The sequence below is a fragment of the Bacteroides sp. AM41-16 genome (assembly GCF_003603495.1).
Classification (GTDB): Bacteria; Bacteroidota; Bacteroidia; order Bacteroidales; family Bacteroidaceae; genus Bacteroides; species Bacteroides uniformis.
Window position 1 is genome coordinate 164145 of record NZ_QTNE01000009.1, and the last position, 12712, is coordinate 176856.

11 protein-coding genes and 1 pseudogene are annotated in these 12712 nt (G+C 47.3%); 8 read left to right on the forward strand and 4 right to left on the reverse strand.

Going from position 1 to position 12712, the window contains the following annotated elements; translation table 11 throughout:
* Positions 1-23: 23 nt before the first annotated feature.
* Positions 24-1340 carry a DUF4099 domain-containing protein gene (locus tag DW896_RS10495; protein ID WP_117959301.1) on the reverse strand — a complete coding sequence of 439 codons (1317 nt, stop codon included), beginning with the start codon at positions 1338-1340 and terminating at the stop codon, positions 24-26.
* Positions 1341-2283: 943 nt separating this feature from the next.
* Here DW896_RS10495 and DW896_RS10520 point away from each other — a divergent pair.
* From DW896_RS10520 to DW896_RS10545, 4 genes are all read left to right on the forward strand, one after another.
* Complete coding sequence (locus DW896_RS10520) at positions 2284-2910, forward strand: Crp/Fnr family transcriptional regulator (protein WP_004309980.1); 627 nt, start codon at positions 2284-2286, stop codon at positions 2908-2910.
* 155 nt (positions 2911-3065) lie between these two features.
* Complete coding sequence (locus tag DW896_RS10525; RefSeq protein ID WP_004309979.1) at positions 3066-3476, forward strand: hypothetical protein; 411 nt, start codon at positions 3066-3068, stop codon at positions 3474-3476.
* A 946-nt stretch (positions 3477-4422) separates the two neighbouring features.
* Positions 4423-5124, forward strand: a complete 702-nt coding sequence (locus tag DW896_RS10540) for a DUF6088 family protein (protein WP_004309978.1) — start codon at positions 4423-4425, stop codon at positions 5122-5124.
* Between the two features lie 9 nt (positions 5125-5133).
* Positions 5134-6150 carry a nucleotidyl transferase AbiEii/AbiGii toxin family protein gene (locus tag DW896_RS10545; RefSeq protein WP_119993208.1) on the forward strand — a complete coding sequence of 339 codons (1017 nt, stop codon included), beginning with the start codon at positions 5134-5136 and terminating at the stop codon, positions 6148-6150.
* A gap of 43 nt (positions 6151-6193) precedes the next feature.
* Here DW896_RS10545 and mobC read toward each other — a convergent pair whose 3' ends face one another.
* From mobC to mobA, 3 genes are read right to left on the reverse strand one after another with little or no spacing between them, the layout of a single operon-like run.
* Positions 6194-8203, reverse strand: coding sequence for a conjugal transfer protein MobC (mobC, locus tag DW896_RS10550; protein WP_007478174.1), 2010 nt, complete (start codon positions 8201-8203; stop codon positions 6194-6196).
* 18 nt (positions 8204-8221) lie between these two features.
* A complete protein-coding gene (gene mobB, locus DW896_RS10555) occupies positions 8222-9490 on the reverse strand; it encodes a conjugal transfer protein MobB (RefSeq protein ID WP_119993210.1) in 1269 nt (422 codons plus the stop codon).
* Positions 9475-9897 (reverse strand): conjugal transfer protein MobA, encoded by a 423-nt coding sequence (gene mobA, locus DW896_RS10560; protein ID WP_118409742.1) that lies wholly within the window; start codon positions 9895-9897, stop codon positions 9475-9477. Before mobA ends, mobB begins: the two co-directional genes overlap by 16 nt.
* A 565-nt stretch (positions 9898-10462) precedes the next feature.
* Between mobA and DW896_RS10570 the strand changes: the two genes are divergently transcribed.
* The 4 genes and pseudogenes from DW896_RS10570 to DW896_RS10585 form a co-directional block, all read left to right on the forward strand.
* Complete coding sequence (locus tag DW896_RS10570; protein ID WP_005924189.1) at positions 10463-11245, forward strand: ParA family protein; 783 nt, start codon at positions 10463-10465, stop codon at positions 11243-11245.
* A gap of 1 nt (position 11246) precedes the next feature.
* On the forward strand, positions 11247-11675 hold the full coding sequence (locus DW896_RS10575) for a DUF3408 domain-containing protein (protein WP_007478184.1): 429 nt from the start codon (positions 11247-11249) through the stop codon (positions 11673-11675).
* A gap of 2 nt (positions 11676-11677) precedes the next feature.
* Positions 11678-12307 (forward strand): hypothetical protein, encoded by a 630-nt coding sequence (locus DW896_RS10580; RefSeq protein WP_007478186.1) that lies wholly within the window; start codon positions 11678-11680, stop codon positions 12305-12307.
* A gap of 170 nt (positions 12308-12477) precedes the next feature.
* Positions 12478-12672 (forward strand): annotated as a pseudogene (locus DW896_RS10585) (DUF4134 family protein); the annotation flags it as partial.
* Between the last annotated feature and the right edge of the window lie 40 nt (positions 12673-12712).

A 12712-nucleotide genomic window follows, 5' to 3' on the forward strand; every position in this document is an offset into this window, starting at 1 on the left:
TTCTTTACTTTTTAAGGTGGGTACTACATTTTCATTCCTCTGGACTTCTTGGGCTTGTCCGCTTTCAGGCTCTTGTCCTGCGCTTTCTCCTGCTTCTCTTTCTGCTTGGCGGTGGGCTTGTCCTGACCCTGTTTCAGCGGCTCTTTGCCCTGCTTGGTGGCTTCGTTGGTCTTGCCCCCCGAATTGACCGCTACCTGCGTCCGGCTCTCGGCGGCGGGGGTAACGTCTTTCGGCTGCACCTTGTCGGGGGATTTGCCCTGTGCGCCGGGCTGTACATGACCGTTGAACTCAACGCCCTTGCCGTCCTTTAGCCCGGCTACCTGCTGCTCTGCGGGCTGCTGTCCCTGCTGCAAGAACTGGACGGCGGCACGGGGCAGGAACTCCAAGCCACGCTCCACCGCACTGACCTGCAAATAGGCACTGCGCTTCGTGCCGTCCCTGAATTGCAGGTTTTCCATTTTCACCGCTTGCCCGGCTTCAAAGGCGGCTTTCTGCTCCGGGCTGACTTGCACGTTACAGATTGTATCGGGGCATTTCCACTTGTCAGCCCGCATATACTCCAGTTCGTGCGTGTACCTGTCCCGGCTGACGAACACGGGGATTTGCTCGCCGCTTTTCGGGTCTTTGATTTCAGCGATGCCGCCCAAGTTGCCAGTGCCTTGCAAGTTGCCCTGTTCCTGCTTGGTGAACCCGTGTTCATGGAACGGGCGTTGCAACAGTTTCTCGTCCTGCTGCACGCCGTGCAGCTTGGGGACTACCGTGCCGTCCTTAGCCTGATAGAAAGAGAGCTTGACATCGGTAGGTTTGAGGTAGAAGCCGCCCACCGTCCCCGAAACGGTGTAGGTGTTGCGGGACTTGTAGCCACGCATCACCCGGTCGAAGTCCTTCGTGTTTTTCAGGGTGTCGGCGGTGATGCCGACTTTTTTCAGGTTCTCCCAGTCGATTTTTGACGGGTCGAAGCGGTAGCCCTGCTTGAACTCGTGGAAGTCGGGCTTCGGAACTCGAAGCATTTCAGCCCGCTTGTCGCCCTCCGGTGTAGGGTTGCGGTGGTTGTCCTCGATTGCCTTTGCGTCCCGCTCCGCTTCGGAAGCCTTGACGCTGAACAGTTCCAGCCCGGAAGTGTCCTGATACTTGCGGTAGAAGTTGGAAATGAAGTTGCTGAACACATCGCTGTTCTTGTCCACCTGCATGAACTCGCCGCCGTGTGTCGGCGGCACGGTCTGCAAATTGCCCTCCTTGTCGATACCCTTAACGGCACTCACCTTGCCCTGCTGTTTATCCAAGACCAGCAGCACGTCTTTTTCCTGCCCCTCTGCGGGCGGGGTCATTCTGTTTGCCATAAATAATTGGAATTTTAGCGGTTACGGGAATAGTCCCGCCCAAAGGTAGCGACTAAATATGCTATATTTGGACGGGCGGCAAGGGCTGTCCGAATTTGTCCTGCGGTGTCCCGATTTGTCCGGGTGGGATGAAATTCCGCAACCATTGGTTGCAGAATTGAAAAGGGCATAAAAAAGAGAGTGAATGATTTCACTCTCTTTCGATGAACCCTTTGTGAACCCTTTGGTCGTTTTTTGAAATAGCTAAAACTCAAGTAATTTGCATATTTTGCAAAAGAAAATCATTCGAGTATGAACCATATGTGAACCCTTTAATGGATTAGCGGGGAACACTGTTTAAGCGTCATCGCGCTTCGTTAGTAATCTGTTATTGCACTCGTTTCAAATCCCCGATAGATTGGAGTGACATTTCTATGTAGGGAATAGTTTTTAGAATATGGATGTTATCTATTGCTTCTTTACCACCCAATGCCAATGCCGATACAAGACATGGAGATTATAGAATAAAAATAATTCATCTTTCTTATTATCAGTCATTTGAATATTTTCTGTTTTTCTCTATTTTTGCCATTTTCTGTTATTCAGTACACTTTGAAATATCATTTTCTTTTGTACCTTTGCATCCGCAGAAAACAAAAGAAAATCAACTATTTAGTGTAATTACCCGGTTACGGCACCTAAATCGAGATAAAACCTCTAAACAATGGCAATGTTAGAAAATAAAACGAAAGAAAACCCCAAGCTGGAGCAAAATAAGCTCTCGGACGGTAGAATAAGCCTTTACTTAGAGTATTATTTCCTCCTCAAATTATTAAAAGTAATACTGTCAAAAAGAAATACCTTTTATTCTTACTCTTTTCGCCAGTACTTATATCTTGCAGTCAACAGAAAAAAGTTTAGTACGGTTTGGATATATAGACAAAAAACAGACTAAACTCCAAACATGGAAATTCAGATATTTTTTATACATTTCTCTTATATACAAATGATAGCCGAATTCAATTCATATATGAGTAACATAGACATAGACTTCTTCAAGGAGTTGTGTCTGAAACATGGAGAGTTACGACATTATAAAAAGAATGAGTTTATTCTCCATGAAGGTGATGCCTGTTCTTTCTTCGGGTTTATCTTATCAGGCGTAGTCAAATACAGTTGCACCAACCGGACAGAAAACAAGCCGTATAATGTCGGTTTTTCCTTTCCAAATGAATTTATAGCCGATTATCCCACTTGCTTATATGGCATGAAATCAGAATTGAATATACAGGCGATAATCCCGTGCGAGATTTACATCTGTTCTTCTACATTCTTACAGCAAAAATTCAAGGAAAATAATGAAAACCAACGGATAGCCCGTATCGCAGCCGAACAGATGTTTTTCCAATCATATTCACGTTATTTGGATTTATTCAGATTCACACCGGAAGAGCGTTACCTCCAACTTTTAAAAAAATGCCCTGCAATCCTTCAAATGGTATCACTAAAAGAAATAGCATCCTACCTTAAAATTACACCCATACACATGAGCCGAATCAGACGCAAGCAAAGTTTTGACAACAAAAAATAAACATAGGTTTAGAAATTTACATTCATAACAATATTCCAAGAGTATCTTAATCTGCCAAAGAATTCTTCTTTTTATCTTTGTCTTATCTTTGGTTGGTTCAACGAAGAGACAAAATAAAGATTGAATGAGTTAAACAAGAGATTAAAAAAAAGAATATGAAAACAAAAGAAATTCTTGGAATACTTATGCTATTCCTCTGTACATTCAGCTTTATAAGCTGCGACGATGATAATGAACAGACAAATGAATTAACCCCCGAAGCACTTTATCAGACTTCATGGCGTGGAACAGGGCATTGTGAGGCTTGGACAGTACAAAATATGGGGGTCGGTATGCAATTTGTAGATACTCGGAAAGGGAAAGTAAATTGGGAAGGTTACGATGAAATTGATATTACTTATACAATAGAAGGGAAATATATCACATTTAATAGCAATGCTTTATATTTGGGTGGAGCCCCTTGGATTATCAAAAGCTATACCCAAAAACATATAACCATTATACAGAATGAAATTAGTCCAGATAAAGAGAAAGTAGCTACAATTGAATTAGAGAAAATAGATTAAACTGAATCATGGGAACATTAAGTTGCATAAATGTATGCTACAACAGAACAATGAGAACCGTGAGATTTGCAAATTGAGCAAAGAAAGTCATAAATACCTTGTAAATAAAGGAAAAAATGCAGATTCATCTAATATTCCTTTATGTGCTATTATCGGGCTGGTCTATGGGCTGAAACACAAGGAAAAGAGATTCACCTTGTTCTTTTGTATAGGATTGGTTATTGGGTTAGGATGAGCAATTTATATGCTACTGCTAATAAGGTCAATGTAAATCAAAGGAATATGAAACTGAAATATATATTGAATGCTATACTATTTGTTTTGGCATTATCTTTTTTGTCTATGTGTATATTTAAGACTACAGAGTTAAGTTTAAAATGTATGCAATTTGCTGTATCTATCTCTTGTATAGGAGCAATGTTTTCTACAAAAAGATATAGATACATATTTGCATCTATTGCTTTAATCATTATAGGAATATCTTTTTCACTTTAAATGTCCATAATAACGATAATGATTTGATTATTGAATGGTATAATAATAGTCCAGTCTACAGATAGCGACTAAAAACGGGGGCAAGGGATGCCCGAATTTGTCCTGCGGAGCTTGAAATTATCCGGGTGCGGTAAATCTCCAACTGTTGGTTGGAGATTTAAAACGGGTACAGACCGAAGTTAATCGCTTGCTTTAAACGAGCCATTTGTGAGCCATTTGTATATATTGTTTTCGGCTTATAATCAACAGTTTTACAAAAATCGCATTATACTTGTGAGCCATTTGTGAAGCGTTTATGAAGCGTATGGCAAGCCTTTGATTGAGTTTCCGTTATTCTCCTATTATCAGGTGACACGACAAAAAGAAAACATCTTCGGCAAAATCTTTGTTATGTTTTTGCAGGTGATTACATAATATACTATCTTTGCATATAGAAACAAAGGACATAAATATGGCTTCATTCAGAAAAGAGATACTTGGGCAGATTGAACGGATAGATACCGGGCGTATATTCACGTTCCGGGATTTATCGTTTGAAACGGAAAAGACCGCCAATGTTGCGGTGCTACTTTCCGAACAGAGCCGCAAAGGGGTACTGGTACGGGTTGAAAAGGGGGCGTACTACCGTCCCAAGAAATCAGTGCTGGGGCTGGGAAAGCTGCCTGTCTATCAGGATGAACAGTTCCGCTACCTGACTGAAAAACTGAACGGCTATATCACGGGGGCTTACATCTATAACAAAATGGGGCTGACCGAACAGGTAGCCACAACCATAACGATAGCCACTCCTAACCCGGTTCGCCGTTTCCGTTTCAAGAACTTGGATATAGAGTGCGTGAAAGCCTACTGCATGGTCTATCCGGATGAAAGCCTTGTCCCGTACTTGCGGCTGCTCGATGCGATAAAGGACATGAAGCGCATACCCGGAACAACCGGGCAGGACATCTACAACCGGGTCAAAAGCCAATATTTCAACGGGTACAGCCTGCCGGAACTGGAAAAAATCGTATCTTTGGCGAAAAGTTACCCGCCACGTGTCAGAAAGGTGGTGGCGGATATACTGGGCGACATCAGACAAACCGTATTGCAAACGGAAATGGCAAAGACCATTCTTCCCACGACACGGTTCAACTTGGATTATAAAACAGCATAGGACAGAAATATGAATTTACATTCGGACAAGGAAGCGTTCAAGGAAATCATCGCACTGGCGGCTGACCATTTCGGCTACGAGCAGTCGCACGTGGAAAAGGATTACTGGGTATCGAAGATACTGCGGGATATTTCCATGTCCGAATATGCGGATAAGACCTACTTCAAAGGCGGAACTTCACTTTCCAAAGCCTACGGGCTGATAGAACGTTTCTCGGAAGATTTGGACTTGTTCGTGTTCACGGGTGATAAAGGTGCGTCCAAGCAGGCAGAAAAGACATTGAACAAGAAACTTTCCAAATACATAGCCGAACTCAATAGTGACATATACAAGGAAGATTTGTCGGAAACGGGCGGTAATTACCGTAAACTGTATTTCTCGTATGACAATGTATTTCAAGGCGTGGGACTGAAAGAACATTTGGAAGTAGAGATAAAATCCTGTGACCTGCCGGACAAAAAACTGATGTTCTACCCGGCGGACAAGCGGGTTATCAAACCGATTGTGACCGCCTTTCTTGAAAGCATCGGGCAAGAGGAACTGATAAGCACCTACGGGCTGGAAAGTTTTGAAACGCAGTGTATCAACCCCCGAAAGACTATCTGCGACAAGGTTTCAAGGCTGGTAAAGCTGTCTTACAATGAGGATGCAGCCGCACTGTTGGCAAAGCATATCCGTGACGTTTACGACTTGTCGGCACTCTACCACAATCAGGAATATAACGATTACCTACATTCGGAAGATTTCTTGGATGCCATGTACCGGGTGACGATAGAGGACGGACTAAATAAAAACTCCCGTTCGCACTTGTCGCTGGCTGATGCACCGATATTCAAGGATGCCGAAGCGGTCATGGCGTTACCCGAAGTGGCTACGGCGTACACTACCGATTTGAAGAAACTGACTTTCGACAAAAGCAAGATGCCGCCGATAGGCAAGGCTGTGGAAGCATTGAAGAACCTGCACGAAATATTAGTGCGTTTTGAAGCCTACCGCACCAAAAAGGAAAATGAAGAACAACCGTAAAGCTACATCGGCTGTTCTTCACTCCATACATTATTATATATAGCTATTCTTCCTCCTTAATCAAGTGGCATAACTCCGGGTCGTTCTTAATCCGGGTTATCTCGTCCTCGACTATCTGCCTGACTTCCTGACGGATGCGGTCATAGTTGGCTTGTATCTCCTCCTGCATCCGGTCGTTGCCGTCCTTGTCGGTGAAGTCGATAATCTGCGGCAACTTCACGTAATGGGCGGTTTCCCGCTTCACCTTTTCGTTGTCCACCACGATTTCGCAGTGGAAAATCTTCTGCTCTATCCGTTCATCGAAGTTGTCCGCCACAGCACCCACGAACATACCTTGCGTGAGGTTGGATATTTTGCTGGCGGGTATCAGGCTGTCCATTTGGGTGCTTATCGAGGTGGATTTTTCCCGTTGGTTTATCGTCATGCTCTGCCGTTTCTGCAACACCTTTCCGAAACGCTCGGAAAGGATTTTCGCCGTTTCACCGACTACTTGACCGCTGAACACGTTACCCACAGTATTTTGGATAACCCGGCTTTCCTTGTCCCCGTAATCACGGGTAAGCTGGCTGTAATCCTGAAAGCCTAACAGAACCGCAACCTTGTTGCTTCGGGCGGTGGCAATCAAATTATCCAACCCCCGAAAATATATAGTTGGTAATTCATCTATTATCACCGAACTTTTAAGCTGACCTTTCTTGTTTATCAGCTTCACGATACGGGAATTATATAATCCCAGTGCTGCCGAGTAGATATTTTGGCGGTCAGGATTGTTGCCGACAACCAGTATTTTAGGCTCTTTCGGGTTGTTGATGTCAAGTGAAAAATCATCGCCCGTCATTACCCAGTAAAGGGCGGGTGAAATCATCCTTGAAAGCGGGATTTTTGCACTGGCAATCTGCCCCTGCAACTGTTCAACTGCCGAACTTTCCCAAGCGTCCACGAACGGGGAAAGGTAATTTTCCAGTTCGGGATAACTGCGCAAAATCGTGAATACATCAGCGTATTTCTTGTTCAACAGTTCTATGGCATGGGGAAACGTGCAATACCTGCCGCCTTGATAGATGCGCAAATACCAAATAATGGCTGCAAGCAGGATAATCGGGCTTTCCACGAAGAAGTCGCCCTGCTTGCTTATCCAGCTTCGATTGAGGTTAAGCATAATCGTGTAGCTGGCTTCATAAGCATCCGCAATGTCCGACATGAAGCTGGCGTTTATAGGGTTACATCGGTGGCTCTTGCGTGGGTCGTCAAAGTTGATAACGTAAAATTTCGGCTTGACCTTGTAGCCGTCCAAGTGGTTAAGCAAATGATTGTAAGCGATTTCCGAAAGGTCAGGAAACTTATAATCATACAGGTAGAGCGCAAAACCTTTCTCGATTTGCTGTTTTATGTAATTATTTACTACTGCGTATGACTTCCCGCTGCCCGGCGTTCCTAACACGATGCTCGCACGAAAAACGTTTACAACGTTAATATAGCCATTGTTCCACTTCTTCTTATAGTAGAACCGGGTAGGCAGATTTACAGAATACTCGTTCTCGATAAGCCTTGTTTCCTGCTGGAAACTTTCGTTCTCGGTATTAAAGACATCATCCATGAGGTTGTTTTTCAATAACCGGGACATCCACGTACCCGCCATGAGCATACAGATATAGCCCGCCGACAGCGTGGCGATATAAAACACAGTGTCCGCCGTATGTGGCAGCGGAAGTTCCAGCAGCCACCAGTTCAGGAAAAACAACACGACACCCGCCGCAAGGCTGCAATGTATCTTCGCCCACGTTATCTTTTCCTCTTTCACGCCCTTAGTGCCGATACACGACAGGGCGAGGAACACCACCGAAAATAGTTTTGTCCATAAGATAGACGAGAACAGCCCGGTGGTGCGCTGGAAGTTCCACAGTATCTTGTCTATCACCTCAAACGTCACTCCCCATTCTTTCAGGGTGGAGTAACAGAACCAGTACACGTTTATTCCCACGAATAGAATACTGACAGCCCGCATAAAGTCCATGACCCTTGCAAGCCCTCTCAAATCATCTTCCTGTTGCATGATTGTAATGTTTTTAAGTTAGTTGATGCGCCTTGTGCGCTTCTTTTTCTTCTTTCTCTTTTGGCGGTCGGTGTCCTGCGGCTCGTCACCGCCTGATGCACCGCCGCCCAGCAAACCGCCGAAAGCACCCAGCACGGAAGCCATGCCCGAAACGATGTCGGCTTTCGGCGTGAAGCCCGGCTGTTCCTGATGCGTGGGCTGGTCTTGCTGCGGTGCTGCCACTTCGGACTGGTGTATCTTTCCGGTTTCGCCCGAAAAACGTTCGTTGAACACGTTCGCCGAATACTCCTTACCCAAGCGTGAACCGTTCAGCACCACCCGGCTGTCGTGGTCGATGAACGTAACGCCATAGATGCGCCCGTTGTCGTTCTGACGGAATACCACATCAATGCCCTGCTTCTTTAGCTGTCGTTCCAGTTCCTTGCGGCTGCGGGCGGTCTGCATGGCAGTGGCTACAATCTTCCGGGTGCGCTCTTTCAGTTTCCCGTTCTTAATTGCTTCGCCCGATTTCTCCATTCTGCGCTGCACCGCTTCATAACCTACCGACTTGCCGATGCGGGAAGCCTTTACCGGGTTGCCCACCTTTTCGCCCTTGTCGTTCATGGCGGAATAGACAATGCCCTGATAGGGCTTGCCGTTTATCTCGCCTTTGACTTCCTCGGCGCACACGTTGTAAGCGGCAAGCAAAGCCTTGTACTCCCCGAACGACTGGAAGCGGTAGCCATAGCAAGCCGCTTTCACGGTGTTGCCGATTTGGTGCTTCACGTCCCCGGCGGCATAGTCCACCTTTTTAAGTTCGGGGCGTTCGGCACGTTCCTTTCGTTCTGCCGGGTGCAGGTTGTATTTCTGCTCCAGTTCACGGGTGATTTGCTTGCTGCGCCGATGCTCGAACTTGTCATTCAGCGGCTTGCCGTTCTCGTCCACCCGCAACCCCACGATGTGGATATGGTGGCGGTCGATGTCGGTATGCTTGTACACCAGATAAGGCTGGTCGCCATAGCCCAACTTCCGCATATACTCTTTGGCGATGTCGGAAAGCTGCCGGTCGGTCAGCACGTCTTCCGGGTGCGGGTTTATGAAAATATGAAGTATCGGCTTCTTGGTGGATAGCTGGACGGGCATCTGCATTTCAAAGCTGCGCATACACTCGCCGATAGAGAAATTCCCGTCCTCGCCCAACAGCATCCGGTTGGAGAAAAGCACCTTTGCTTCCCCGCTGTCCACCTTGTTTTGGTTGTATGCCAGTGCGCCGAACATATTGCCGCCCGTGCTTATTTTGGCAACCATAGTTCCCTGCACTCGTTTGTCAGGTCGATAACCTGACGGTTCAACACAGCCAGTTCGGTGGTCGCTTTCTCCAGTTTATAGAGAAAAGCCAGTGCCTTTTTCTCCGAAAAGTTACTATTCAGAGCCTTTACCACTTGGTTGTAATTGACCGCAACCGCCCGGAACTGGGCATAAAATTCGGTCAGCCGGGCGCAATATTCTACTGCCGATTTGTCCACTTTCACCACCCGGAACGGCTCGCCGAACAGCCGGGCGGCGATGAAACGGGACTTGCTCGTGACGCCCGACTGCTCCCATTGCGAGAGGAAGCGGGCATTCTCCCAGTCGTTCAGGTAAAGGACATGGCGATGCTTCGCCGGGTCTGCGAGGGCGGGGCGACCGCCCTTGTTGGTTCTTCTTGTTTCCATGCTTCTTTGGATTAAAAAATTACGACTTCGGAGTGATTTTTACCCCCGACAGGGGCAAGGCGTTTTCAGGCACGGAAAACGGTTCTATGTGCCATAGAACACACCTTGCTATTTTCTGACGAAAATCGAAATCCGTCACGGACGGATTGGGGTTAGCGTGGAACGGTAAGCCCAGCCATTCACCAGCCCTGTTTTACACCTGCGCCCCCTGCGGTTCGTTACTCCGCTGCAAAGTAACGGTGATTTATAATGCTGTAAAATAGGTGGTTGGTGGACAAAACGGGACAGCACAGGACAAATCGGGACAAGGTTTTCAGGGGACGTTTTTTCTCCCTTTTTTTGCATCGGATTTCAATATTGAAAGCAAGATTGAAAGAAATATTCCAATCAGGAAAGAATGATTGAAAGCAGGATTTCAATAAAACATGATTGCAGGATTTCAATATTTCAAGAAAGAATGAAAGCAGGAAAACAAGATTGAAATAAAACAGTCTTTCAATATTTCAAGATTGCAACATGGAAAGAATGAATGATTGAAAGCAATAAACAAATCTATCAACCAATAATGAACGGAAGCAATATGGAAAACGAGAAAACACCCCTTTATGTCGCCTTTTCCACCCAAAAGGGCGGGGTCGGCAAAACCACCTTTACCGTGCTGGCGGCGAGTTACCTCTACTACCTCAAAGGCTACGATGTGGCGGTGGTCGATTGCGACTACCCGCAACACTCCATTGCCGGGATGCGAAAGCGGGATGCCGAGCAGGTCGGGGCGGATGAAGATTACAAGCGAATGGCGTATGAGCAGTTCACCCGGCTGGGGAAGAAAGCCTACCCGGTATTGTGCAGTTCACCTGAAAAGGCGATTGCAACGGCTGACGAACATATAGCCGCCGGACACGTGCCGGATATAGTGTTTTTCGACCTGCCCGGCACGGTGAACAGCGAGGGCGTGATAAACTCCCTTGCGGGCATGGACTACATTTTCACCCCCATTTCAGCCGACAAGGTGGTGCTGGAAAGCAGCCTGTCGTTCGCAATGGCTATCCAAAAGCTATTGGTGAGGAATGAAGCCTGCCGACTTGCCGGGCTGTACCTCTTTTGGAACATGGTGGACGGTAGGGAGAAAACAGACCTTTACACCGCCTACGACAAGACCATTAAGGAACTGGAACTGCCGCTGATGAAAACCTTTATCCCCGATACCAAACGCTACAAAAAGGAACTGGTGGCGGATAAAAAGGCGGTGTTCCGCTCCACGCTCTTTCCCGCCAGCCGCCCGTTGGTAAGGGGAAGCAACTTGGAAGAACTGATAACCGAAATAGTGTACTACATCAAATTAAAATGATATGGCAAAGCAAAGCGGCGGGATGCCGAAGATAGACGAGGATTTTATGCGGGAACTTATCTCGCAGGGTGTACCCGCCAAGCGGGAGAGCCAGCCGGATGATGAACCGCAGCCCGGCAGCGAAACGGAAACCGCCCACGAGGGACGGCAGGCTGAAACAGTGCAAGTAGAGAAACCGACACCCCGCAAGCGCAAGGGCGGTTCGGGCGACTACCGGGAAACCTACTTTCAGAAAGTGGAACTGGCAGACCGACAGCCCTTGTACGTGAGCCGAACCACGCATGAGAAGCTGATGCGTATCGTGACGGTGATAGGCGGGCGAAAGGTGACGGTAAGCAGCTACGTGGAAAACATTCTGCTGCGCCACTTCGAGCAGTACCAAGACGAGATAAACACCCTGTACGAAAGCCACTTCCAAAAGCCTGTCTGACTATGGTAATCTATTGCATACTTACCGGGCTTTTGGTGTACTACATCGCCCTGTGGCTGTGGTATCGCTACACGGACAGCCGGACATCACCGGGCAAAACGGATGATGCGCCGCTTCCACGAAACGGGGTTTCAGGCTACACGCTGATAGGTGAAAGCCGATACAAGAGCGGACAATTTCAGACAGCGCAGGACAAATCGGGACACCTCCCGCAAGCGGCTGAAAATGATACTATTTTTGCGCCGCAGGCTGACGGACTGCCGGAAGAAACGCCCGGTTACGAGAATGACGAACCCGACTACGAGGACGAGGAAATAGCCGGGTACATGGACGGTGACGATGATACCGGGCGGGCTACGGGCGTGAGCTTTGACGAACTGGGCGAAGCGGTACGCACGGCGAACGCCGACAACCCCACCGAAACGGAACAGCGGCAAGCCGCCGGGACACTGGCAAGGATTGAGGGGACGAACCTCTACGATGCGGTGGTGGAGAACATCAACGGCGGGCTGGCAAAGGTGGCGGAACTGCTGGGACGCAACGAAGCGGAACTGGCTGCGGCTGCTGTCCCTGCCGAAGCTGGCAATAAAAGCAAGGAACACGAAGCGTTCGACATGAACGATTTCCTATAATATAATAATGTATAAGCCTGACAGCATGAAACAGCGTGATTACGGTTGATTGGCAACCTGAAAACCAAACAGACAAACGGGACTATCCCCGACCACTAAAATTTCAAATTATTCACCAGCCGGGAAAGGCGGACTATCCACCCGCCGCCCGGCATTAAAAACAAATCACAATGAGAAAGAAAATCTTCTTGTCGGCGGCTATACTTGCCGCCGTGGTAAGTGCCTACGCACAAGGAAACGGGCAGGCGGGCATCACCGAAGCCACGAACCTAATCACCGGGTATTTCGACCCCGGAACAAAACTGGTGTACGCAATCGGGGCGGTCTGCGGCTTGATTGGCGGGGTAAAAGTATATAACAAGTTTGTGCGACGTGAAGTTGCGTAAGTGATTGTGTAACATCAAG